This is a genomic window from Anaerococcus sp. HMSC068A02 (genome assembly GCF_001811125.1).
GTDB lineage: Bacteria > Bacillota > Clostridia > Tissierellales > Peptoniphilaceae > Anaerococcus > Anaerococcus vaginalis_C.
Genome location: NZ_KV803714.1, coordinates 185,547 through 211,257, shown reverse-complemented (window position 1 = coordinate 211,257; position 25,711 = coordinate 185,547). Strand labels below are relative to the sequence as shown.

The following is a 25,711-nucleotide window of genomic DNA, read 5'->3' as shown; positions in this document are numbered from 1 at the left end:
ATGCTAGATTTAAGTGCAAAAATTTCAAGCTTTAGGAAGATGGTTTGGTCAAATGAAAAAAGAAAAAGCGAAAAAGAATTATATGATTCAACAGACTTTTCTTCAAAAACTTTAAATGAAATTAAGGATAACTTAGATAAAAATTATAAGCTTTATATAGAAAAAAGAAAAGAATTTGCCAATGCAAGAAAAAATGAAAAAATTGCAAATATTTCTCAAAATAAAAAAACTTCATATAACAAATTCAAAGAATCTTTGCTTGATGAATTAATTGAAGAAATTAAAGATGAGTTAAAAAATTATTCAAATACTAATGAATATAAGAAAAAACTTGCAATAAAGGCAAATGAAATATATAAGAATTTATCAGAAAATGATAATGATTTGATATTGTGTGTAAAAAAATCTGACCAAGAATTATTTGATTTTAAAACAGAAGAAATGGATGATTCGAAAATAGGTGGCTTTATTATAAAAAATAAAGATTTAACTTATCAATATGATTATTCCTTAGAAAAAAAATTAGATAATTATAAATATGAAATAGGAAGCAAATTTTATAAAATAATTTCTGATGAATTTGAAAAAGAAATGGAGGATAAGAATGACTCCAACAATTAAATCTATAAATGGTCCTGTAATAAAGGCTAGAAATGCGTCAGATTTAAAAATAAGAGAGATGGTAACTGTAGGTAAACTCAAACTTATTGGAGAAGTTGTTTCAATAGATGGGGATTATGCTATAATTCAAGTTTATGAAGATACTTCAGGTTTGAAAATAAATGATGAAATTATAAAAACAAACAGACCCTTATCAGTAAGACTTGGACCTGGAATGATTGGAAATATGTTTGATGGAATCCAAAGACCGCTAGATAAAATTGCTTTAAATCATGGCTCTTTTATTCCTTCTGGACTTGGACTTTCAAATCTTGATGAAGAGAAAAAATGGGATGTAAAAATCAAAGTAAAAGTTGGCGATAAAATAAAAAAAGGTCAAATATATGCAACTATTGATGAAAGTCTAATAATTGAACATAGGTTAATGTCAAATTTTGATGGAGAAATTGTAGAAGTTTTAGATGATGGAAAATATTGTATTGAAGATACAATTGTAAAAGTTAAAACTATAGAAAAAATTGAAGAATTAAAATTGTATCAATATTGGCCTGTAAGAGTTCAAAGACCGATTAAAAGAAATAAACCTTTAAGTGAACTTTTACTTACTGGTCAAAGAGTTTTGGATATATTTTTTCCTATCGCAAAGGGAGGAACAGTTGCAATTCCTGGTGGTTTTGGAACTGGAAAGACTATGCTTCAACATCAATTGGCTCAATATTCTAACGCAGATATAATTATTTATATTGGTTGCGGAGAACGTGGTAACGAAATGACTCAAGTTCTCGAAGATTTTCCAAATCTTATAGATCCTAATACAGGAAGAGGGTTAATGGAGCGAACAATTCTTATTGCAAATACATCAAATATGCCAGTAGCTGCAAGAGAGGCAAGTATTTATACTGGAATTACTATGGCTGAATATTTTAGAGATATGGGATATGATGTAGCGTTGATGGCAGATTCAACTTCAAGATGGGCAGAAGCCTTGAGAGAAATTTCTGCAAGACTTGAAGAAATTCCGGCAGAGGAAGGCTACCCAGCTTATCTTGGCTCACGACTTTCGCAATTTTATGAAAGAGCAGGCGATTTTATAAATTTAAATGGAAGTCATGGTTCTGTTACTCTTATTGGAGCAGTTTCTCCAACAGGTGGAGATTTTTCTGAGCCTGTAACAGAAAACACTAGAAGAAGTGTAAATGTATTTTTGGGACTTGATAAAAATCTTGCTTATTCAAGACATTATCCTGCTATAAATTGGTTAAATTCATATTCAAATTACCTAAATCAAATGGCAAATTATTATGAAAATATTAGTGGGGAAGATATAGTTTCGCTAAGAAATAAAATGATGGAAATTTTAACTGAAGAAGACAAGTTACAATCAATAGTAATGCTGGTAGGAAAAGATTCCCTATCAGATAAACAAAAAAATCTTTTAGATGTAGCAAGTATGATTAAAATTGCTTTTCTTCAACAAAATGCCTTTAATGATACCGATAAATATGTTCCTTTAAATAAGCAAATTCAAATGCTAAAAGTTATAGAAAATTATTATAATATTTCAAAAAATTTAATCGAAGAAGGAATATCTTATAAAAATATTTACGATAAAACATTAATAGCCAAAATTAATTCAATGAAATATGATATTAAAAATGATGAAATTGAAAAATTTGCATCACTAAATAACAATATTCAATCATATTTTCAAAGTGTGAAAGAAGGTAATAGATGAAAAAGCAATATACAAAAATCAAAAAAATTGAGGCCTCAATTATTGAACTTGATAAGGTAGAAGATATTGCTTACAATGCTGTGGTAAAAGTAAACACTTTGGGAGAAAATTTTATTGGTCAAGTTGTAAAAATTGATGATGATACAGTTACAGTAGAAGTTTTTGGAAATACACAAGATTTTTCTTTAAATGATATTGTTGTAGAATTTGAAGAAAAGCCTTTAGAAATTCCTTTAAACGAATCTATTTTAGGTAGAACTTTTAATGGGATTGCAAGACCTATTGATGATGGTGGAGAAATTTATTCTGATAAATTTTATTCGGTTGAAGGAAATCCACTAAATCCTGTTGCAAGAGAATATCCAAGAAATTTTATCCAAACGGGAATTTCATCAATAGATATTCTTACGACATTAATTCGTGGACAAAAACTTCCAATTTTTTCTGGATCAGGAATGCCACACAACGAAATTGCAGCCCAAATCGTAAGGCAAGCAAAATTAAAAACCGATGAGGATTTTTGTTTTGTTTTTGCTGCAATGGGAATTAAAAAAGATGAAGCTATGTTTTTTGAAGATGCTTTTACCAAAGCAGGAGTTAAAGATAAGGTAGTAATGTATGAAAATTTGGCAGATGATCCAATTATGGAAAGATTAATTACACCAAAATGTGCCCTTACAGCTGCTGAATATTTGGCTTTTGAAAAAAATAAACACGTTTTGGTAATAATTACAGACATTACATCTTATGCAGAAGCTCTTCGTGAAGTGTCTTCAATTAGACAAGAAGTTCCTTCTCGTAAAGGCTATCCTGGGTATTTATATTCAGATCTTGCAAGCTCATATGAAAGAGCTGGTATGATTGATGGAGTTAATGGTTCTGTAACTTTAATTCCAATTTTGACAATGCCAAACGATGATATTACTCATCCAATCCCAGATTTAACGGGATATATTACAGAAGGACAAATTGTAATTGATAGAAGCTTAGATCAAAAAGGAATTTATCCTCCAATAAATATTCTTCCTTCTTTATCAAGACTTATGAAAGATGGAATTGGAGAAGGCTTTACAAGAAGTGATCATGATGATTTGATGAATCAGCTTTACGAATCTTATTCAAAAGTTCAAGAAATTAGAAATATTTCTCAAATAGTTGGAGAAGATGACTTATCAGATTTGGATAAAAAATATTTGGATTTTGGTAAAAATTTTGAAAATAGATTTTTAAGCCAAGATTCTTATGAAAATAGGAGTTTGGAAGATTCTTTGGATTTGGGATGGGATATTTTAAAAATTTTACCAATTGAAGAAATTCACAGGGTAAGCAAGGAAAATAAGGAAAAATATTTGGGAGCTAAATATGACTGAAACAAAATTTGCCCCAACTAAGGCAAATTTGATGAAGGCAAAAAATCAATTAAGCCTAATCAATGAAGGTTATGATATTCTTGATAAAAAAAGAAAAGCTTTGATAGGTCAATATAATGCAAAAATAAATCAAAGAAATGAATTGAATAAAATTGTTAATTCTTGCATTAAAGATGTTAAAAAAAATATAAAAAAAGCAATTGTAACAACGGGGGAAGATAGGTTAAAATCGATAGCCTTATCAGTTCCCCTAGATGAATCCATTACTTTGAAAGAAAAAAAGTTTATGCAAACAAAAATTTTTGAAATTGATTTTGATTCAAAAAAATTGGACTTATCGTATTCATTAAATTTGACTAATTCTTTATTTGATGAGGCTCTTTTGTCATTGAATGATTTAAAAGAAAAAGTATATAAACTTGCAGAGCTTGATACAACTATTAAAAATTTGGATACAGAAATAAAAAAGACATCCAAAAAAGTAAATTCATTAGAAAAAGTTCAAATTCCAAATTATAAGGCTATAATCAAATCAATTTCTAGTCAAATTGAAGAAAGAGAAAGAGAAGAATTTTCTAAAACAAAAATGATTAAAGACAAAAAAATTAATAAGTAAAAGATAGGTGCTTATGTCATCTATCTTTTTTTATTGGGTATATTTTTAATAGAGTGATTAGGAGGGGTTATGGAAGATATAAAAAATGAAGTTAAAAAAGCTTGTTTGGAAATTCTTGAAAAATCTAAGGCAAAAGCGGGAGATGTTTTTATTCTTGGAGGTTCATCTTCTGAAATTTTGGGATATAAAATTGGTTCGCATTCGAGTGGAGAAGTTGGAGAAGAAGTTGTTAAAACTTTACTTGAAATTTTAAAGGATAAAAATATTTATCTTGGTGTTGGTGGATGTGAACATATAAATAGGGCGATTGTTGTTGAAAGAGAGCTTGCTTTTAGGGATAGATATGAAATTGTATCTGTTGTTCCTCAAATACACGCAGGAGGTTCTTTTGCAACTGCTGCTTATAAATATTTTAAAGATCCTGTTGTAATAGAACATATAAGTGGAGATTTTGGTATGGATATTGGAGATGCAAATATTGGAATGCATATAAAATTTGTCCAAGTTCCTCTTAGGTTAGAAATTAAAAATATTGGAAATGCTCATTTGACTGCTTTAAAATCTAGACCAAAATTGATTGGAGGAATTAGGGCAAGATACGAATAAAAAAATCCTTGCAATTAAATTTTACAAGGACAGATCGTAGACAAACCCTCAAGCACGAATATCTGACTCCAAAAATTGTTGATTTCTAAATTTCAAAATTCTAAAATCGCAAACTCTAGCTACGCTCTCAAACAATGCGATTTTTGACGAATTTTTAAATTTGAAATCAAATCAATTTTTTACGTATGATATTCTTAGCATGAGGATTTGTATACTTTGTTAATAGTCTGTCCTTGCAAATTAATTTTTGCAAGGATTTTTTTTATTTATTCTCAGATAAATTTATATTTTTATTAGGTGTATTTTTAAATTTTATAGTTTCGTAATAACTTGTGTCTTCAATATCATAAGATGATTTTTGCATTGATGCTGATAGGGCAAGTCCTATATTTATAAAACATATTAGTAAGAATGTTCCTCCTGATGAAAAAAATGGAAGTGGAATTCCTGTTACAGGCATAAGTCCTATAGTCATTGCCACATTTTCAAAAATATGGACAAAAAACATTGCACAGATTCCAGCAACCATTAAAGAAATAAAGGAGTTTTTTGAATTTTTGCTTATTGTTAAAAGTCTATAAATCATTATTACAAAGGCAATTAACATTAGTATAGCTCCAATAAATCCTAATTCTTCTGCAAGAACTGAGAATATAAAATCACTTTCTTTTTCTGGAATATAACCATATTGTGCTTGGGTTCCTTGCATAAATCCTCTACCAGATAACATTCCTGAAGCAATAGCTATTAAACCTTGTTGTTGTTGCCATCCACTTCCTGATGTATCTCTTGATGGGTCTAAAAAATCGTGAATTCTATCAGCCTTATAGCCTTTTAGATTTAATAATAAAAACAAAGCTCCCAAAACTGACACAGCTAAAAGTCCAACAATCCATTTCCAAGAAAGTCCAGCCAAAAAAAGCATTACAGCTATAAAGAAAATATAAACCATGGCTGTACCAAAATCTGGTTGTAACAAAATAAAAACTATTGGCAAAAATGCAAAAATTAAAGTTTTTATCAATCTTGATGGATTGTTAATTTCGTCCTTATATTTTTCTAAATATGCTGCTAAGGCAAAAATAATTCCTATTTTTGTAATTTCTGATGGTTGGATTTGAACGGGTCCAATAATTAGCCAAGAATTTGAACCCCATCTTTCAGCACCTTGTCCTAAAAAAATAGTTAAAATCAAAAGCAATAGAGAAACTCCATAAACTGGGTAAGCTGCTTTTTTTAAAACATCTAGATCCATTGTGCAAATAAGTATTATAAAAGAAAATCCTAAAATACTTGCAATAATTTGGCTTTTAATTTCTGAAAAATTTCCAGAAAAAGCAGAATAAAGGACAAATAGTCCATATATACTCAAAAAAGTTGTGCTCAAAAACAAAAGCCAATCAAATTTTTTGAATTCTTTTTTCTTTATATTAAACATTTAATCACTCCAATTCAAAGATAATTATATAATAGACAGAAAATTTCTTCAATTAATATTTTTATATTTAAGGGTATAATGATAAAACGATAAAGAGGTGATAATTATTTTAAACAAAAGTGAAATTAATGAAGTTGTTGATAGATTAGATCAAATGTATCCAAATTTAGATAAAAGTTTTTTAGATTTTACAACGCCATTTGAGCTTTTAATTGCAACAATTTTGTCTGCCCAATGTACAGATGTTAGGGTAAATAAAGTTACAAGCAATATGTTCAAATTCGCAAATACTCCAGAAGATTTTTCTAATATGGATATAAAAGAAATTGAATCTTATATAAAAACTTGTGGTTTATATAAAAATAAGGCAAAAAATATAAAAAATGCCTCAATAATGCTTATTAGAGAATTTGATGGAAAAGTTCCAAATAATATGAAAGATTTAACAAAACTTCCAGGCGTTGGAAGAAAAACTGCCAATGTTGTAATGAGCAATGCTTTTGGCATTGATGCAATAGCAGTAGATACTCATGTTCAAAGAGTTTCAAATAGAATTGGACTTGCAGCTAGCAAAGATGTTTTGAATACAGAAAAAGATTTAAGAAAAAATTTGCCAAAAGAAAAATGGTCAAAACTTCATCACCAAATAATTGCTCATGGAAGAAAAATTTGTAAGGCAAGAAATCCCTTATGTGAAGAATGTGATTTAAGAGATTTATGCGAAGATTATAAGGAGAGAAGATGATAAAATTATTTGCAATGGACTTGGATGGAACAAGTCTTGACAATAATTCAATTTTAAGAAAAGAAACAATAGATGCCCTAAAAAAATTAGATGAAAATGGAATTAAATTTGTATTTACATCAGGCAGAGCTATGCCTTCAGTTAGATATTTAATGTCTTTAACAGGCATTGATAATCCATTTGTTACAAACAATGGAGCACTTGCTATGATAAATAAAGAAAAACCAATATACACAAAAGGAATTGAAGATAAAAAAATCAAAGAGCTTATAAATTTTAGCGAAAACTATGAGCTTTCCTATCAATTTTATGACGTAGATACATACTATTCAAACAGAATTAGACCAGAAAGATTTAATCATTTGAAAAAAGATAGTCAGTACGGAATGAATTATCAAGTGAATTTTTCATTTTCAACAAATCCATTAAAAGAATTAAATAATAGAAAAAATACCGCCTTAAAATTTCAAATTTTTCCAGATGTAGAAAAAAAAGAAGAAAAGATTATGGTTTTAGAAAAAGTTAAAGAGTTAGACCTTTATGCTACAAGCTCAAATGATAAAGTTATTGAGATTATGGAAAAAGATGTAAACAAGTTTAATGGAATAAGTGAGATAGGAAGTTTTCTGGGTATAAATAAAAATGAGATTGCAGCAATTGGAGATCAAGATAATGACATTCCTATGTTAGAAAATTCAATACTATCATTTGCTATGGGAAATTCTATTGAAAAGGTAAAGGAAGTTTGCGACTATACTGTTTCAACAAATGAAAATTTTGGCTTAGTTGAGGCAATAAATATAGTATTGGAGAAAAATTCCCATGTTTAATATAGTTTTAATTTCACCAGAACATCCTGGAAATGTAGGAAATATTTCAAGAACCTGTGTATTAACCGAATCAAGACTCCATTTAATAAGACCATTTAAATTTGATTTTTCAGATAAAAGTTTAAAAAAAGCAGGCATTGATTATTGGGATAAACTTGATTTAGTAGTTCACGACTCAATGGAAGAATTTTTGGAATATATAAAAGGGAAAAATATTTATCTTATTGAAACTGGTAGTGATAAAAATTATGCAGATATTTCTTACAAAGATGGAGATTATTTGATTTTTGGCAGGGAAAAAGAAGGAATTGATAAAAAAATAATAGAAAAATTTAAAGATAGGGTTTATACAATTCCAATGACAAAAAATATGGATAGGTCACTTAATTTAGCCAATTCAGTTGCAATAGTTTTATATGAAGGTCTTAGGCAAAATAATTTTTTAATTAATAGAGGTGATTAAATGTTTGATGTAATTATTATAGGAGCAGGCCCTGCGGGACTTACAGCAGGTCTTTATGCAGGAAGAGCAAAATTAAAAACATTAATTTTAGAAAAAGATATAGCAGGTGGACAAATTGCTACAACAGAACATGTAGAAAATTATCCAGGATCAATGAAAGATGCTGGTGGACTTGCCCTATCTGATAGAATGGAAGAACAAGCCAAACAGTTTTGCGATATAAAATATCAAGAAGTAACAAAAGTAGAACTTTTGGGCGATGTTAAAAAAGTTTATACAAAAGATGAAGTTTATGAAACGAAAGTTGTAATCCTTTCAACAGGAGCAAGCCATAGAAAATTAAATGTAAAAGGCGAAAAAGAATTTGCAAATCTTGGAGTTTCATATTGTTCAACTTGTGATGGTCCATTTTATCAAGGACTAGATATTTATGTAGTAGGTGGTGGAGAAGCTGCCCTTGAAGAAGCTTTGTACCTTACAAAATTTGGAAAAAGTGTAACAATAATTCACAGAAGAGAAGGACTTAGAGCAAGTCAAACTGTTATTGATAGATGCAAAGATAATGAAAAAATTTCTTTCTTATTAAATTATACAGTTGAAGAAATAAAAGGAGATAGCGAAGTAAAAGAATTAGTTTTGAAAAATACACAAACTAATGAATTAAAAACAATAAAAAATGACGACGATAGTCCAATTGGAGTTTTTGTATATATAGGAAATGTTCCACAAACAGATTTGTTTAAAGACCAAGTTGAATTAGAAAATGGATATATTCCAACAGATGAGGATATGAAAACAAATGTTAAAGGAGTATTTGCTGTAGGAGACACTAGAGTCAAAAAAATTAGGCAAATGGTAACAGCTGCAAGTGATGGATGTATTGCTAGCGAAATGGCAAATAAGTATATTGAAAATGGTAATTGGTAGAACTAACTTGACAAAAAAACGTCAATTAGTAAAATAATTATTGTAAAACACATTGAAAAAGCACTTAGGAGGAAATAATGACAACAAAAGTAGCTATTAATGGATTTGGAAGAATAGGACGTCTTACACTAAGAAGAATTTCTGAAGTAGAAGAAAATATTGAAGTAGTAGCAATCAATGACCTTATTGATAAAAAAGGTTTATTATATGCATTTAAATATGATACTGCTCAAGGAAGATTTAACGGAGATGCTGAACTAACAGATGATGGATTTAAAATCAATGGCAAAGATATCAAAGTTTTTGCTGAAAGAAATCCAGAAGATTTACCTTGGAAAGAATTAGGTGTTGATATAGTGCTTGAATGTACAGGATTCTTTACAGAAAAAGAAAAAGCAGAAGCACACATAAAAGCTGGAGCTAAAAAAGTTCTTATTTCTGCACCAGGAAAAGGAGATTTAAAAACAATAGTATTTGGAGTAAATCATGAAATACTTGATGGATCTGAAACTGTAGTTTCTGGAGCAAGTTGTACAACAAACTGCTTAGCACCAATGGTTAACGTTCTAAAAAATGAATTTGGATTTGTTTCAGGACAAATGTCAACAATCCATGCTTATACAGCTACACAAGCTATTCAAGATACACCAGCTTCTAAAAAAGACTTAAGAGGTGGTAGAGCTGCAGCACAAAATACAATTCCTGCATCAACAGGAGCTGCAAAAGCTGTAGGAAAAGTACTTCCAGAAGTAGAAGGAAAAATTGACGGTTCTGCATTGAGAGTTCCAACAATTACAGGATCTATTACAGAACTATACTCAGTATTAGAAAAGAAAGTTACAGTAGAAGAAGTTAATGCAGCAATGAAAAAATACTCATCAGATGCATTTGCTTACACAGAAGATGATATTGTATCAAGCGATATAATAGGTTATCCAGCAGGTTCAATATTTGATTCTCAACTTACAAAAATAGTTGAAGGAACAGATGGAACTCAAGTTGTTAAAACTGTTGCATGGTATGACAATGAAATGGGATACGTATCTAACCTAGTTAGAACACTTGATTACTTAGCAAATCTTTAAGAGTTAGACAGGCGAGATATTATTCTCGCCTTTTTTAGAGGAGAATTATGAATAAAAAAACTGTAAAAGACTTAAATGTTGAAGGTAAAAAAGTTTTGGTAAGAGTAGACTTTAACGTTCCTTTATCAAAAGACGGAAATCATACAATTTCTGATGATACAAGAATAAAAGCTGCCCTTCCAACAATTGACTACCTATTAGAAAATAATGCAAAAGTTATTTTGATGAGCCATTTGGGAAGACCAAAAGGAGAAGCAAATCCAGAATTTTCATTAAAACCAGTAGCAGAGTGGTTAGAAAATCACTATGGAGAAAAATTCCACTTTTTACCATCAGATGTAGTAGTTGATGAAAAAGTAAAAGAGGAAGTAGAAAAGCTTGAAAATGGAAATCTTGCTTTGCTTGAAAATACAAGATATGTAAAAGGCGAAACAAAAAATGACCCAGAATTTGCAAAAGAATTATCATCACTTGCTGATTTGTTTGTAAATGATGCTTTTGGAACAAGCCACAGAGCTCACGCTTCTAATGTTGGTGTAGCAAGTAATCTTGAAAGTGCTGTAGGATTTTTAATTCAAAAAGAAATTGAAATAATGGGCAAAGCTTTGGAAAATCCAGAAAAACCATTCGTTTCAATCCTAGGTGGAGCAAAAGTTTCAGATAAAATTGGCGTAATAGAAAATTTAATTTCAAAAGTTGATTATATTTTAATCGGCGGAGGAATGGCTTATACTTTCTTAAAAGCGCAAGGAAAAGAAATAGGAAAATCACTTCTTGAAGAAGACAAGATGGATTTGTCTTTAGAATTAATTAAAAAAGCTGAAGCAAATAATGTAAAAATACTTTTACCAAAAGATGTAGTTATTGCTGATGAAATAAAAGAAGATGCTGAAACTGAAATAGTTGATATTGATAATATCCCACAAGATAAAGAAGCTTTAGATATTGGACCAAAAACTGCAAAAGAATATGCTGATATTATAAAGAAAGCAAAAACAGTTGTATGGAATGGACCTATGGGAGTATTTGAAGTAAAAGTATTTGCTAATGGAACTAATGAAGTAGCAAAAGCCTTGGCAGATTCTTCTGCAACAACAATAGTAGGTGGTGGAGATAGTGCACTTGCTATAGAAGAAGCAGGATATAAGGATAAAATTACTCACGTATCAACAGGTGGTGGAGCAAGTCTAGAATTTTTAGAAGGAAAAACTCTACCAGGAATTGATTGTATAGATGAAAAATAAGGAGTAGATATGCGTACACCTGTAATAGTAGGAAATTGGAAAATGAATATGACTCCTAGCGAAGCTAAATCTTTGCTAGAAGAATTAGTAGAACTTGACCTTGATGAAAGCGTAGAAAAAGGTGTTTGTGTACCAGCGATTGACCTTTTACTTGCAAGTGAGATTTTAAAAGATTCAGATATAAAATTTGGTGCTCAAAACATGTACTTTGAAGAAAGTGGAGCTTATACTGGAGAAATTTCTCCAAAAATGTTAAATGACATAAAAGCTGATTACGTAATTTTGGGACACTCTGAAAGACGTGAATATTTTAATGAAGACGATGAACTAATCAACAAAAAAGTCCTTTCAGCACTTGATCATGATATAGTTCCAATTCTTTGTGTTGGCGAAACTTTAGAAGAAAGAGAAGCTAATAAACAAGAAGAAAAAGTTAAAGAACAACTTGAAAAAGATCTTAAAGGAATTGAAGGTAAAGATATAACAAAAGTTATTATTGCTTACGAACCAATCTGGGCTATAGGAACTGGCAAGACTGCATCTGCAGAAGATGCTGATGACATGTGTGCTTTTATTAGAAATTATATAAAAGAAGCATTCTGTGAAGATTGTGCTGGAAAAATTAGAATTCAATATGGTGGTTCAATGAAACCAGCTAATGTTAAAGAATTATTAGCAAAAGAAAATATTGACGGTGGACTAATAGGTGGAGCAAGCCTTAAAGCAAATGACTTTGAACAATTAATTAATCACAAAAAATAAAAATATAAGGAGAATAAGATGAGCTTAATTTCAAGCGTATATGCTAGACAAATATTAGATTCAAGAGGAAATCCAACTGTAGAAGTTGAAGTAGTAACAGAAGAAGGTGGTTTCGGTAGAGCAAGCGTACCATCAGGCGCATCAACAGGTGAATGGGAAGCAGTTGAACTAAGAGATGGCGATAAAGATTATTATTTAGGAAAATCTGTTCTTAAAGCTGTTAATAATGTAAATGAAATCATAGCTGAAGAATTAGAATTTACTTATGATGTTTCTGATCAAATCGGAATAGATAAAGCAATGATTGAACTTGATGGAACAGAAAATAAAGGAAAATTAGGTGCAAATGCAATTCTTGGAGTTTCTCTTGCAGTAGCAAAAGCTGCAGCAGATGAACAAGGTGTTTCTCTATATAATTATATTGGAGGAGCTAATGCAAAGCTTCTTCCTACACCAATGATGAATATTTTAAATGGTGGAGAACACGCTGATAACTCTGTAGATATTCAAGAATTTATGATTTTCCCACTAGGAGCTGAAAGTTTTTCACATGCTTTACAAATGGGCGCAGAAGTATTCCACAGCCTTAAAAAAGTTCTTTCAAACAAAGGCTACAATACAGCTGTAGGTGATGAAGGTGGATTTGCTCCAAACTTAAAATCAAATGAAGAAGCTCTAGAAATTATCTGTGAAGCTATAAAAGAAGCAGGCTATGAACCAGGAAAAGATGTTTATATAGCTATGGACTGTGCATCAAGTGAATTTTACAACAAAGAAGATGGAAAATATCATTTAGATGGAGAAGGCACAGTTAAAACAGAAGATGAAATGATTGATTGGTTAGAAGAATTAGTAGGAAAATATCCAATTATTTCAATCGAAGATGGACTTGATGAAAATGACTGGGAAGGATGGGCAAAACTTACAAAAAGACTTGGAAATAAAGTTCAATTAGTAGGGGATGACCTATTCGTAACAAATACTAAAAAACTTGAAAAAGGAATTAAAGAAGGCGTTGCTAACTCTATCCTTATCAAAGTAAACCAAATAGGTTCTTTAACTGAAACATTAAATGCTATTGAAATGGCAAAAGAAGCAGGATATACTGCAGTTGTTTCTCACAGATCAGGAGAAACTGAAGATACAACAATTTCAGACTTAGTTGTAGCTGTTAATGCTGGACAAATTAAAACTGGAGCTCCATCAAGAACTGATAGAGTTGCAAAATATAATCAACTTCTAAGAATTGAAGATGAATTATTTGATACAGCTAAGTTTAAAGGACTTAAAGCATTCTATAATATTAATAAATAATATTATTATTTAATAAATAGAGGGGTAAAATAATAGAAAGCCCCTCTTTTTATTGTAAAATTTATATAATTGTGATATTATAAAATAGTATGAAAACGGAGGTGTCAGATGACAACAGTATTATCAGTATTATTGATGATAGCTTCTGTAATTTTGGTTATAGCAGTAACCTTACAAGAACCAAAAACTGATGGGCTTGGAACCTTAGCTGGTCAAGAAACAAATGTATTTGGTAGAAGCGCTCATAAATCAAAAAACGAAATGTTAGATAAGGTTGTAATTTTTGCAGGTGTTGTCTTATTTTTATTAAGTACAATACTTCTTGCAATAAACTAAGGGGTTTAGTAAAGATTTTTAATTTGTAAGGCAAGTTAAGAAGGCTTTCACTAGCCTCTTTTTTAATAGGAGAAAATATGAATTTTAAAGATTTAATTATAAATATAGTAAACGATAAAAATTACAAGCCAATGACTATTGATGAGATGTTAAGATATTTGGATTGTGATAAGTATATAAAAAAAGATGTAAAAAAAATTATTAAAAAACTTGCTAAAGAAAATGAAATCAAAATAAGCTCAAAAAATAAAATTCATCCATTAAGTAATGATGATAAATCACTTATGGGAGAAATTTCACTCGCTCAAGGTGGATATGGATTTTTTATTTCTGATAATAATGAATATATGGATGTTTTTATTTCTCAAAATAATTTAAATTCAGCAAATGACAAAGATAGGGTTAAAATTGAAATTATAAAAGAAAAAGAATATGGGAAAAATGCTGAAGGAAAAGTAGTAGAAATTCTTCAAAGAAATACAAATCAAATTGTTGGACTTTATAAAAAAAATAAGGGATTTGGATTTGTAATAAGCGATAGAGATAACTTATCTTCAGATATTTATATTGATGAAAAATTTTCAAAAAAAGCAAAAAATAATGACAAGGTAGTTTGTGAAATTATAAAATATCCAAAAAATGGCTCTCCAGAAGGAAAAATTGTAGAAGTTTTAGGAAATAAAAATGATTTTAATGTTGATGTTTTATCAATAATAAGGTCCTACGGCTTAAAAGATAATTTTTCTAAAAAAACAAAAAAAGAAGCTATTTTTATTGAAAAAGAAGTAGATATTTCAAAACAAAAAGATAGAAAAGATTTAAGAGATTTATTTACAGTTACAATTGATGGTAGGGATTCTAAAGATTTTGATGATGCAATATCTATAGAAAAAGATGAAGAAGATTTTATTTTATATGTTCATATTGCAGATGTAAGCCATTATGTAAGAGAAAATAGTGAAATTGATAAAGAAGCTTATCAAAGAGGAAATTCAACTTATTTATACAATATAGTTTTGCCTATGCTACCAGAGGAATTATCTAATGGAATATGTTCTTTAAATCCAAATGAAAATAGACTTGCTTTAAGTTTAAAAATGAGAATTAATAAATTAGGTAAAGTTGTTGATTATAAAATATATAAGTCTATAATCAAATCTAACTATAGGTTAGTCTACGATGATGTAAATGATTATTTGGATAATGAAGACAAAGTTTATGATGATGAAATTTTGATAGAAAAATTAGAATTATTTGACAACTTATACAAAATTTTAAAAAATAAAAGAGAAAAAAGAGGTTCTATAGATTTTAATTTTACGGAAAGCCAAATAGATGTAAATGAAAAAGGAGATGTTTTAAATATTTCGATATTAGAAAGAGGTTCTGCAAATAAAATGATAGAGGAATTTATGTTAGTTTCAAATGAAACTATAGCTAGTTTATTTGCTTATATGGATTTTCCATCATTATATAGAATTCATGAAAAGCCAAAAGATGAAAAGGTAGAATCTTTCAAAAATATTTTAAACACCCTAGGCTATAATATTAAGGGAAAAGAACTTCATCCAAAAGATTTCCAAGAAATTTTAAAAGAAGTTTCAGGAAAAGATGATGAAAGTCTTGTAAATATGTTGATGCTTAGGACAATGAGAAAAGCTAAATATACAAATTATAGGGATATTCATTTTGGGTTAGCAACAAAATATTATACACATTTTACAGCTCCAATAAGAAGGTATCCTGATTTAATTGTTCATAGGCTTGTAAAAGATTTTATTGATAATAAATTGGAAAATATAAGCCAATCATCATTAGAAAAACAATTAGAAAAAAATGCAGAACACTTGTCAATTACAGAAAGAAATAGCGAAGAATGTGAAAGAGATGTAGAAGATTTATACAAGTGTAAATATATGAAAAAATATATTGGAGAGAAATTTCAAGGAATTATTTCATCAATAACAGATTTTGGGATTTTTATTGAACTTGAAAATACGGTTGAAGGATGTTTTATGTATAAATTTTCTTACGATCATTTTGAATATATTGAACAAAAGCTATCTTGTGTAAATAGAGATAATAATAAAAGATATAAAATTGGACAAAAAGTTTTGATTGAAGTTAAAAATGTAGATCTTGAAAAAAGAAATATAGATTTCGATTTGTTGGAGGAAGAATTTGAAAATTTTAGCTAATAATAAAAAAGCAAAACATGATTATTTTTTGGAAGAAAAATATGAGGCTGGAATTGAATTAAAGGGAAATGAAGTAAAAAGTATAAGAGAAGGAAAAGTTTCGATAAAGGAATCTCACGTTGGGGATTATAAGGGAGAATTATTTATTTATAATATGAATGTTACACCTTATGAACAATCCTACGAAAAAAATATTGATCCAATTAGGACTAGAAAGCTTTTGCTTCATAAAAAAGAAATTGATAAATTAATTGGAAAAGTTTCTCAAGCAGGTTATACTATGATTGTAAATAAAATTTACCTAAAAGAAGGACTTATTAAGGCGGAAATTGCTCTTGCAAAGGGTAAAAAAATCTATGATAAAAGAGAAACTATAAAGAAAAATGATGCTAAAAGAAAAATAGAAAGAGCACTCAAAAATTATTAATGATATGGCATATATAGAATTAAAAAATGTATACAAGTATTTTGAAGTTGGTAGAAATAAGATTGTTGCAAATGATAATATTAATTTAAATATAGATGAAGGCGAGCTTGTTATAATTGTAGGAGCAAGCGGAGCAGGAAAGACTACGCTTTTAAATTTAATTGGTGGAATGGATACTTTAAGTGATGGAGAAATAATTGTTGATAAGAAAAACCTAGCAAAAATGAATGAAAAAGAATTGACCAAATATAGAAGAGATGACGTAGGTTTTGTTTTTCAATTTTATAATTTAATACCAAATCTTACAAGTATCGAAAATGTTGAGCTTGCTAGTGAAATCGCAAAAGATAATATGGATGCTGAAAAAGCCTTGGATGAGGTAGGACTTTCTCATAGAAAGAATTCTTTTCCTTCTCAACTTTCAGGTGGGGAACAACAAAGAGTAGCAATTGCTAGAGCAATTGCCAAAAACCCAAAACTTTTATTGTGCGATGAGCCAACAGGAGCTTTGGATTATAAAACAGGAAAATCAATTTTGAAATTATTGCAAGATACTGCAAAAAATTTAAACACTACTGTAATTATTATAACTCATAATGGTGCAATAAAAGATATAGCAGATAAGGTTTTTGAGCTAAAAGATGGTACAATTGTAAATTCTTACGTCAATGAAAATCCAGAAAATGTTGAAAATATAGAGTGGTAAAATGAAAAAAAATAATTATTATAGGTCAATTTTTAGGGATATAAAACAAACCAAAGGCAAGATTTTTTCGATTTTTGTTATGATAATGCTTGCTTCTATGGTTGTTGTTGCCCTTTTTATGACAGGGCCTTCAATGAGAAAAACACTAAATAAGACTTTAAATAAAAATAAACATCCAGATATAATTATTAAAGCAACTTATGGAATTAAAAACGAAGATAAGTTAATTATTGAAAAGGATGAGGATATTGATAAGCTTGCTTATAAAAAAAATTTGGATTTATATGCCAAAGATAAGCTTATTTCTGTAAAATCTTATGATAAAGATATTGAAAAATTAAATATAATAAAGGGAAGAAAAATCAAAAATGATGAAGAAATAATTTTAGATGAATTATTGAAAAAAAATTATAAACTAGGCGATTATATATATTTTAAGTCAATAGATGATGATAAATTAGATGATTTACTAAAATATAAAAAGTATAAGGTCGTAGGTTTTGCAAATTCTTCTGAATATTTGATGGATGAAGTAAGGGATGTTTCTTATAAGGGAAAAGAAATGGTTTTTTCTTTTGCTTATATAAACAAAGATAATTTTAAAACTGATGAGATTAGTGAAGTAGATATTAGCTATAAAAAAACAAAAAATATGGATAGATTTTCTGATGAATATAAATCTTTCGTAAAAGAAAAAAGAGAAAGTCTAAAAAAGGATTTTAAAAACAGACCTAGTCAAGTTTTAAAAAGAGTAAAAGCTGATGCTAATAAAAAACTTAATGAAAAAGAAAATGAACTCTCTTCTAGTGAGAAAAAATTACAAGAACAAAAAGATAAACTTATAGATGCAAACGAAAAATTGTTAGATGGTATAAATTCATATAACAAGGCAGAAGATGAATTTAAGGTTAAAATTAACGATGCCTATGAAAAGTTAGGCGGATCAAAAAAACAAATTGACCAAGGATTTTCTAAATTAAATAGTGGTAAAAAAAGCTACAATAAAAATTTTCTTTCTTTTAATGAGCAAATGAAAAAAAATGAAGAAAAATTAAACGATTCAAAAGAAAAAATAGATAAGGCTTATGAAGAAATTGATAAAAATTATAAAAAGATAAATTCAAGTAAGTCTTTAATTGAAAATTCTTTTTTAGAAAAAAAATCTATGCTTAAAAATTTAGAAGATAAAAAAAATGAGGAAAATACAAATCTAACAAATTATAAATCTAAATTAAATGAAATAAATTTAAAAATAGAAAATTTAAAGAAAAAATTAGAAGTATTATTAAACTTGAGTGATAATGAAGAAAATAAAAAAGAAATTGAAAATATAAAAAAAGAATTACTTTCTTTAAATGGAGAAAAAGAAGATTTAAATATTAAAATTTCTCAAAGTGAAATTATATTAGATAAGTTAAATAAAGAATATCTATCAAATAAAAATAAATATGATGAAGCTTACCAAAAGGCTATGGAGCCAATAAATGAAAATTTGAAAAAATTGGATAAAGCAAAAGAAGATTTGGATGAAAAAAATATTTTGTATAAGCTATCAAAAGAGAAATTTGAAAAAGAAAAAATCAATGCATCAAATAAATTAAAACAAGGCAAGATAGAACTTGATAATAATGAAAAAAAATTAAAGTCTGCTTTGATTTCTTATAAAAATGGAAAAAGAAAATTAGATGATGAGAAAATTAAGGGAGAAGAAAAGTTAAAGTTTGCTTTTAATGAACTTTTAGAAAAAGAAAGTGAGCTTGATAAGGCAAATAAAAAGTTTGAAGACGAAGAAAAAAAAGCTAAAAATAAAATTAAAAATGGATATGAAAAAATTGATGAGGCTCGAGAAAATTTGGTAAATTTAATTGACCCTACTTATGAATTTGAAAACATATTTTTAAATAAATCTATCGATAGCTATTACAAAAATAGTTTAAATATGGACGAATTATCAAAAGTTTTTCCAACATTTTTTTATTTTATCGCCCTTCTTGTTTCTCTTACAACAATAAAAAGATATATTGAAGAACAAAGAATACAAAATGGAACTTTGAAAGCTTTGGGTTATTCTAATTTTGATATTGGTCGAAAATTTTTTATTTACGGATTAATTCCTACGATTTTTGGTTCTTTAATCGGTTCATTAATTGGAAAATATATAGTTTGTAAAGTTATTTTTAAAGCATATTCAACTGGATTTAGAGTTTTAGATTTGGAATTTATAAATTCGTTTTGGATAATTTTATTTACTATATTTTTATCTACTTTTTTAATTTCACTAACTGTTTATTTTACAAGCATAAGCGAAGTAAAAGAGCAAACAGCAGATTTATTAAGAGCTAAAGCTCCAAAAAATGGATCTAGGATATTTCTTGAGAAAATAAAATTTATTTGGAATAGGCTATCTTTTATGACAAAAATTACATTTAGGAATTTATTTAGGTATAAATCTAGAATGTTTATGACGATTTTTGGAGTGGGTGGTTGTACTGCACTTTTATTTTTTGGTTTTGCTATGATTGATTCTGTTAAAGATACATCTAAATTGCAAAAACAAGAAATTACAAAATATGATTTTATATCAATTTTTGATAAAAATGCCAAAATAGAAGATAAAAAATCTTACGAAAATATTTTAAAAAACACAGAATCTATGAAAATTATCTATGAGAATGTAGATGTAAGTTTGAAAGATAAAAATAAAAAAGTTAATTTAATCGTTTTTGATGATAAAGAAAAAATAGATGATTTTATAAAAATTAGGGATAAAAATAAGAAAAAAATTTCACTTGATAATAATAAAGTTGTAATTAGTAAAAATTTATCAAATAATTTAAAATCAAACAAAAAATTAAAATTTGAATTAGATGATAAAATAGTAGAAATGGACATTAAAGATATTGCCGAAAATTATATTGATGATTATATTTATATGACAAAAGATGCATATAAAAATAAATTTGGCAAAGATTTTATTGCAAATGCTGATCTTATTAAAGCAGGCGGTCAAATCAAAAATAAAATATTGGAAAATAAAATAAGTCAAACTATTATAGAGCCAAGTAAATTTTACGAAACGATGGACACTTTAATGGCAAATTTAAATCTAGTAATTGGAATTATTACTGTGGTTTCTATGCTACTTGCTGTTGTAGTTTTGTATAATTTGACTAATATTAATGTGAGCGAGAGAAAAAAAGAACTTGCTACTACAAAAGTTTTGGGATTTTATCCTAGAGAAACAACTTCCTATATTTATAGGGAAACATATATTTTGACATTTTTTGGCATTATTCTTGGATATGTTTTGGGATATATTATGCTAAGATATGTTTTGATTGTAGCAGCACCAGATGGAATTTTTATTTCTTACAAAACTCATTTATCATCATATATATTTTCTGCCTTTATAACATTATTTACATCATTTTTGATAATGTTAATTGTTCATTTTAAATTAAAAAAAATAAATATGGCAGAAGCAATGAAAGCAGGCGAATAAAAAGCATTCGAGCCTGCTTTTTTTATATGTTATAATAAAATAGGTGATAATATGAAAATAATATTTTTAAGGCATGGATTAACAGAATCAAATAAAGAATTAAAATTTTCAACTCCTAAGACAAAACTTTCAAAAAAAGCTTATATTGATTTGGATAAAAGCAAAAAAAATTTAAAAAATTACAAAATAGATAAGGTCTTCACTTCAAAATTATTAAGAAGTCAAGAAACTGCAAAATATTTGGGCTTTGATGAATTTATTGAAGATGAAAGATTAAACGAATTAGATTTTGGGGATTTTAAGGGACAAAAAGTTATAGAAACAAAAGAAAAATATAAAGATTTCTATGAAAATTTAAAAAATAATCCTTACTCAACTAAATATCCTAATGGAGAAAGCGTTGAAGATTTGATAAAAAGGATAAATGATTTTATAAAAGAAAAATCTACTTATGATGGAAATATTTTGTGTGTAAGTCATGGAATTGCAATTAGATCAAGTTTGTTTACAGTCTTAAAAGATTTAAATAATTTCAAAAATTTTTGGATTGATAATGGTTCTATTACAGTTTTTGACATAAATGAAAATAAAACAATGATTGAGTGTGTGAATTTGATATGAAATTTATCCATATTTCTGATATACATTTGGCTGATAAATTGGATTTTGATAGTTCATATAGCAAGCTAATAAGAAAAATAAAATGGGATAGTTTTGAAAAAATTTTGAATGAAAATAAAGATGTAGATTTCTTATTAATTTCGGGAGACCTTTTTGAAAGAGATTATTTTAGTCTAAAGGATTATCAAAAATTATTTGAAATATTTGAAAAATTTTCCAAAAATATATATTATCTTTGCGGAAACCACGATTATATAGATTCAAAAAATGAAATATTTTTCTTAGATAAACCTAAAAATCTTCACATATTTTCTAGTAAAAAATTTGACTTTTTTGAATATGAAAATGTGAGAATTTATGGAATTTCTTATAATGATAGGATATTTGATAAAAATTTTAACTATAATATAAGGCTTGATTACAATTTTTATAATATTTTTTTAGGTCATGGGGAATTTAATCAAAATAATTCAACTTATATGAATTTAGATTTGGAAAAAATAAAAAATCTTAAATTTGATTATGTTGGTTTAGGTCATATTCACAAAAGAGAAGAGTTTTTTAAAAATATTTTTTATGTAGGAAGTATAGAACCTGTTAGCTTTAAAGATAAGGGCGATTTTGGCTATAATTTAGTAGATGATTATGGCATAAATTTTATAGATTCTTCACAAATGAGTTTTAAAAGTTTAAAAATTGACTTAAACAATTTTGAAAATTTTTATGGATTAGAAAAATATTTGGCAAATCTTTTGGATAAAAAATATAATTTTTTATCAATAAATTTATCAAATTATGATAAATTTGCTTTTGATGAGAAAGGTTTAAAGGAAAAATTAGATATTACTTATCTTAAAATTAATAGGGAAAAAAGCATAGATTATTATGAAAATTTAGGAAAAATTTACGAATCTTCTTTGCTTGGAGATTTTTATAAAAATGTTAAAGATTTGGATATGGAAGATCCTATTAATAAAAGATGTTTGGAAATTGGCTTTGATGCCATATTGAGGAGCAAGGATGAGCAAGATTTTTATTAAAGAGTTGAATTTAATTTCTTTTGGTAAATTTCAAAATAAATCCATAAAATTAAATCAAAATTTCAATTTGATTTATGGGGATAATGAAAGTGGTAAATCTACAATTTCTGATTTTATTGAAGGAGTATTTTATAGTTTTGATGATGGAAATAATAAAAGGCATTTCTCCTATAAAAAAGAAAAATACAAACCTTTAGGCTCTTATAAATATTTTGGAAATTTGATCTTATCATCTAATGATGAGGATTTTAGGATAGAAAGAAATTTTGATGATGGTTCATATAAAATATATAACTTGTCTTTGAAAAAAGAAATCTTGAGCAAAAAATCAAATTTGAATTTCCCTGGAGAATATTTTTTAAAATTAAATTATTCTTTGTATAAGAGTATAGCAAACAATTACCAACTTCAAAGTTTCGATAAGAATTCAAAAAAAGTTGTAATAGATTTTTTAAAAAATCCTTCAAATGATATAATTTTTTCTCAATTAAAAGCTATTGATAATATAAAAGATTGGCTAAATAAAATTGGAAGTTCAAGGGCGTATACAAAGCCTTATGCAAAAACTTTAAAAGAATTAGAAAATAAAAATGATAAATTGGATAATATTAGAAATCTTAGAAAATCCTATAATAACGACATAATAAATTTGAAAAAACAAAGAGAAGAAATAAAACTCTTAGAAGAAAAACTCAAAAAATCAAAAATAGATAGGGATAATTATAGAAAATTTAAAGCAAATTCTAATTATATTGAAGAAAAATCTAGGAAAGACCAGCTTAAAATAATTGATAAAAAATTAGAAGAATATAAGGAATTTTCAGGAATTGACAAAGTATTTTTTGATAATCTTGATAAGCTTTTGGAAAAGCAGGATGATTTTTATAAAAATAAAAAAGATAATAAGATAAATTTATTTTATTTTCTATTAGGATTTATAATTTTACTTGTATCAATTTTTACAAAAAAATATTTTATTTTATTATTCCTACTTCCACTTTTTTTATTTTATTTTTTTAAAGATAAAATTTCAGATATAAGTAGTAGGGAAGAAATTAGTAATTTAAATATAAAAATAAAAAATGAATTTTCCAAAATTTCTGTAAATTCTAAATCTTCTTATCAAAATGCAAAAAACAAATACAAAGACTATGAAAAATTAATTATAGAAAGAGATAAGACTTTAGAAATTTTAAAAATTCTTCAAAAACAGGAAAAATATGATGTGCCTGTTGATTTTTCTTGTGATGAAATTGATATTTTGAAATTAGAAAATAAAATTAAATTTTACGAAAATTCATATTATAAACTTTTAGATGATAATTTAAAACTTGAAAAAAAGCTTGTAAGTATTGAGGAAAAAATATCAAAAGAAGTTGATTTGATTGATGAAATTAATCAATTAAAGGAAAAATTAAAAAATTTAGAAATAGAAATTTCTGCGTGCAATAAAGCTATAGATATTATAAGTTCAAACAAGGATAAATTTATTTATAATAAAAAAATTCTATCTCAATTTATTAGTCAAATAATTAGAGAAATTTCAAAGGGGAAATATAAAAAAATTGATTTTGACAAAAACCTAGAGCCTATCATAATAAGTTCTGATAATGAAATAATTGATATTGATAAAGTCTCAATAGGTTTTTTTGACCAAGTTAATTTTTCTCTAAGATTTGCTCTTTGTGAAGAATTATTAGATAATTTATTTTTGATTTTTGATGATGCTTTTATAAATTATGACAATGATAGGTTGAGGATGGCTTTGTTAAATTTGTTGGATTTATCAAATACATTTCAAATTATTTATTTTACATGTCACAAAAGAGAAAAAGATATTTTGGATGCAGAGGCTATTAATATAGATATAAAAAATATGGAGCAAGTATGATATATGCAATAGGAGATTTACATCTTGATTATACAGAAGAAAAATCCATGGAAGTATTTGGCAAATCATGGCTTAATTATCAAGAAAAAATATTTAACAATTGGAATAAGATTGTAAATTCTGATGATACAGTTTTGATTGTGGGGGATATTTCTTGGGCTATGAATATAGAAGACGCCTACATTGATCTTAAAAAAATCGATGATCTTAACGGAAATAAAATAATGCTAAAAGGCAATCATGATTATTGGTGGTCATCCTTAAAAAAACTCAATGAATTAGATTTAAAATCTATTAAATTTTTGCAAAATAATTCTTTTTTTGAACAAGGCTATGAAATTTGTGGAACAAGAGGATGGATTAGTAGGGATAACAGCGAATTTACAGAACACGATGAGAAAATTTTTAAAAGAGAGCTACAAAGACTTAAAAATTCATTGGACTCTAGTAAGACAAATAATAAAAAAATTGTTATATTACATTATCCACCTCTTAATAGCGATAAGTCTTTGAATGAATTTTTTGGAATTTGTAAAGAGTATCAAGTAGAATGTGTATTGTATGGACATCTACATGGACCAGGGCATAAACAAATTTTTGAAGGTATAGTAGATGGTATAGAAATAAAATGTGTGGCAGGAGATTATATAAATTTTTTGCCAGAAAGGATAAGTTAATGGATAGAGAATTAGAAATCAAGGTATTAAATATTAATATCGAAGAAATGGAAGAAAAATTAAAAGCTAAAGGTGCAGAATTTTTGGGAGTAGAAATTCAAAAAAATCATACCTTTGCTCCAAAAAACGCTAAAGAATTTTCTAATGGTTATTTGAGAATTAGAGAAAAAACTGTAGATGATAAAAGAGAAGCAACAGAGCTAACCTTTAAAGAAGTTGTTGATAACAAAGATAATATAAGAGTAAATAATGAATACACTACAACAATAAATTCAACTTCAAATATGATAAAAATTTTAGAAGAAATTGGATTGGTTGAAAGATATGTTGGCGATAAAAAAAGAATTTCTTATAATTATAGGGGACAAAGATTTGATATAGATATTTGGTCTAAAGATGTTTATCCTGATCCTTATATGGAAATTGAGTTTACAAATGTAAATTTAATGGAAGAAATTCTAGATGAATTTGAAATTGATAGAAAAAATGTGACAAATGAATCAATTAACGAGTTAATCGAAAAACGTAAATAATTATTGACGAGTCTATATGCTTTT

General features: G+C 27.2%; 24 protein-coding genes. 23 read left to right on the top strand and 1 reads right to left on the bottom strand.

Translation table 11 applies throughout. The features are described 5' to 3' along the window. From HMPREF2782_RS02195 to HMPREF2782_RS02175, 5 genes are all read left to right on the top strand, one after another. Nucleotides 1-621: a hypothetical protein gene (locus tag HMPREF2782_RS02195; protein WP_070640578.1), complete on the top strand. Its 621-nt coding sequence runs from the start codon at nucleotides 1-3 to the stop codon at nucleotides 619-621. After that, nucleotides 605-2,356 carry a V-type ATP synthase subunit A gene (locus HMPREF2782_RS02190; RefSeq protein WP_070640575.1) on the top strand — a complete coding sequence of 584 codons (1,752 nt, stop codon included), beginning with the start codon at nucleotides 605-607 and terminating at the stop codon, nucleotides 2,354-2,356. The genes HMPREF2782_RS02195 and HMPREF2782_RS02190 overlap by 17 nt, the downstream gene beginning before the upstream one ends. Further along, nucleotides 2,353-3,726, top strand: a complete 1,374-nt coding sequence (locus HMPREF2782_RS02185) for a V-type ATP synthase subunit B (RefSeq protein ID WP_070640573.1) — start codon at nucleotides 2,353-2,355, stop codon at nucleotides 3,724-3,726. Before HMPREF2782_RS02190 ends, HMPREF2782_RS02185 begins: the two co-directional genes overlap by 4 nt. Next, nucleotides 3,719-4,342, top strand: coding sequence for a V-type ATP synthase subunit D (locus tag HMPREF2782_RS02180; protein ID WP_070640571.1), 624 nt, complete (start codon nucleotides 3,719-3,721; stop codon nucleotides 4,340-4,342). The genes HMPREF2782_RS02185 and HMPREF2782_RS02180 overlap by 8 nt, the downstream gene beginning before the upstream one ends. Before the next feature lie 69 nt (nucleotides 4,343-4,411). Continuing rightward, nucleotides 4,412-4,948 carry a TIGR01440 family protein gene (locus HMPREF2782_RS02175; RefSeq protein ID WP_070640569.1) on the top strand — a complete coding sequence of 179 codons (537 nt, stop codon included), beginning with the start codon at nucleotides 4,412-4,414 and terminating at the stop codon, nucleotides 4,946-4,948. Nucleotides 4,949-5,210: 262 nt separating this feature from the next. Here HMPREF2782_RS02175 and rodA read toward each other — a convergent pair whose 3' ends face one another. After that, the gene (gene rodA, locus HMPREF2782_RS02170; RefSeq protein WP_070640567.1) at nucleotides 5,211-6,386 is read right to left on the bottom strand and encodes a rod shape-determining protein RodA; all 1,176 of its coding nucleotides are present in this window, start codon (nucleotides 6,384-6,386) and stop codon (nucleotides 5,211-5,213) included. 97 nt (nucleotides 6,387-6,483) lie between these two features. On the opposite strand from rodA, the gene nth reads away from it, so the two are divergent. From nth to HMPREF2782_RS02080, 18 genes are all read left to right on the top strand, one after another. Continuing rightward, nucleotides 6,484-7,131, top strand: coding sequence for an endonuclease III (nth, locus tag HMPREF2782_RS02165; RefSeq protein ID WP_019117616.1), 648 nt, complete (start codon nucleotides 6,484-6,486; stop codon nucleotides 7,129-7,131). Next, a complete protein-coding gene (locus HMPREF2782_RS02160) occupies nucleotides 7,128-7,961 on the top strand; it encodes a Cof-type HAD-IIB family hydrolase (RefSeq protein ID WP_019117617.1) in 834 nt (277 codons plus the stop codon). Before nth ends, HMPREF2782_RS02160 begins: the two co-directional genes overlap by 4 nt. After that, nucleotides 7,954-8,424, top strand: coding sequence for a tRNA (cytidine(34)-2'-O)-methyltransferase (locus HMPREF2782_RS02155; protein ID WP_019117618.1), 471 nt, complete (start codon nucleotides 7,954-7,956; stop codon nucleotides 8,422-8,424). The genes HMPREF2782_RS02160 and HMPREF2782_RS02155 overlap by 8 nt, the downstream gene beginning before the upstream one ends. Further along, entirely contained in the window at nucleotides 8,425-9,351 is a 927-nt protein-coding gene (gene trxB, locus HMPREF2782_RS02150) for a thioredoxin-disulfide reductase (RefSeq protein WP_019117619.1), read from the top strand. A gap of 77 nt (nucleotides 9,352-9,428) precedes the next feature. Next, nucleotides 9,429-10,436 carry a type I glyceraldehyde-3-phosphate dehydrogenase gene (gene gap / locus HMPREF2782_RS02145; RefSeq protein ID WP_004838887.1) on the top strand — a complete coding sequence of 336 codons (1,008 nt, stop codon included), beginning with the start codon at nucleotides 9,429-9,431 and terminating at the stop codon, nucleotides 10,434-10,436. 47 nt (nucleotides 10,437-10,483) lie between these two features. Beyond that, nucleotides 10,484-11,680: a phosphoglycerate kinase gene (locus HMPREF2782_RS02140; protein WP_019117620.1), complete on the top strand. Its 1,197-nt coding sequence runs from the start codon at nucleotides 10,484-10,486 to the stop codon at nucleotides 11,678-11,680. Nucleotides 11,681-11,689: 9 nt separating this feature from the next. After that, nucleotides 11,690-12,442 carry a triose-phosphate isomerase gene (gene tpiA / locus HMPREF2782_RS09395; protein ID WP_019117621.1) on the top strand — a complete coding sequence of 251 codons (753 nt, stop codon included), beginning with the start codon at nucleotides 11,690-11,692 and terminating at the stop codon, nucleotides 12,440-12,442. 18 nt (nucleotides 12,443-12,460) lie between these two features. After that, nucleotides 12,461-13,756 (top strand): phosphopyruvate hydratase, encoded by a 1,296-nt coding sequence (gene eno / locus HMPREF2782_RS09390; RefSeq protein WP_019117622.1) that lies wholly within the window; start codon nucleotides 12,461-12,463, stop codon nucleotides 13,754-13,756. A 108-nt stretch (nucleotides 13,757-13,864) separates the two neighbouring features. Continuing rightward, the gene (secG, locus tag HMPREF2782_RS02125; RefSeq protein WP_004838883.1) at nucleotides 13,865-14,092 is read left to right on the top strand and encodes a preprotein translocase subunit SecG; all 228 of its coding nucleotides are present in this window, start codon (nucleotides 13,865-13,867) and stop codon (nucleotides 14,090-14,092) included. Between the two features lie 77 nt (nucleotides 14,093-14,169). Continuing rightward, on the top strand, nucleotides 14,170-16,290 hold the full coding sequence (gene rnr, locus HMPREF2782_RS02120) for a ribonuclease R (RefSeq protein WP_070640565.1): 2,121 nt from the start codon (nucleotides 14,170-14,172) through the stop codon (nucleotides 16,288-16,290). After that, nucleotides 16,274-16,717: an SsrA-binding protein SmpB gene (gene smpB / locus HMPREF2782_RS02115; RefSeq protein ID WP_004838881.1), complete on the top strand. Its 444-nt coding sequence runs from the start codon at nucleotides 16,274-16,276 to the stop codon at nucleotides 16,715-16,717. Before rnr ends, smpB begins: the two co-directional genes overlap by 17 nt. 4 nt (nucleotides 16,718-16,721) lie before the next feature. After that, entirely contained in the window at nucleotides 16,722-17,423 is a 702-nt protein-coding gene (locus tag HMPREF2782_RS02110) for an ABC transporter ATP-binding protein (protein WP_070640563.1), read from the top strand. A gap of 1 nt (nucleotide 17,424) precedes the next feature. Further along, nucleotides 17,425-20,925: an FtsX-like permease family protein gene (locus tag HMPREF2782_RS02105; RefSeq protein WP_070640561.1), complete on the top strand. Its 3,501-nt coding sequence runs from the start codon at nucleotides 17,425-17,427 to the stop codon at nucleotides 20,923-20,925. Nucleotides 20,926-20,976: 51 nt separating this feature from the next. Further along, a complete protein-coding gene (locus HMPREF2782_RS02100; protein WP_070640559.1) occupies nucleotides 20,977-21,546 on the top strand; it encodes a histidine phosphatase family protein in 570 nt (189 codons plus the stop codon). Further along, nucleotides 21,543-22,586 (top strand): metallophosphoesterase family protein, encoded by a 1,044-nt coding sequence (locus tag HMPREF2782_RS02095; RefSeq protein WP_070640557.1) that lies wholly within the window; start codon nucleotides 21,543-21,545, stop codon nucleotides 22,584-22,586. Before HMPREF2782_RS02100 ends, HMPREF2782_RS02095 begins: the two co-directional genes overlap by 4 nt. Continuing rightward, entirely contained in the window at nucleotides 22,567-24,477 is a 1,911-nt protein-coding gene (locus HMPREF2782_RS02090) for an ATP-binding protein (RefSeq protein ID WP_070640555.1), read from the top strand. Before HMPREF2782_RS02095 ends, HMPREF2782_RS02090 begins: the two co-directional genes overlap by 20 nt. Continuing rightward, nucleotides 24,474-25,154: a metallophosphoesterase gene (locus HMPREF2782_RS02085; RefSeq protein WP_004838875.1), complete on the top strand. Its 681-nt coding sequence runs from the start codon at nucleotides 24,474-24,476 to the stop codon at nucleotides 25,152-25,154. The genes HMPREF2782_RS02090 and HMPREF2782_RS02085 overlap by 4 nt, the downstream gene beginning before the upstream one ends. After that, a complete protein-coding gene (locus tag HMPREF2782_RS02080; protein WP_070606974.1) occupies nucleotides 25,154-25,687 on the top strand; it encodes a class IV adenylate cyclase in 534 nt (177 codons plus the stop codon). The genes HMPREF2782_RS02085 and HMPREF2782_RS02080 overlap by 1 nt, the downstream gene beginning before the upstream one ends. The last annotated feature ends 24 nt before the right edge of the window (nucleotides 25,688-25,711 follow it).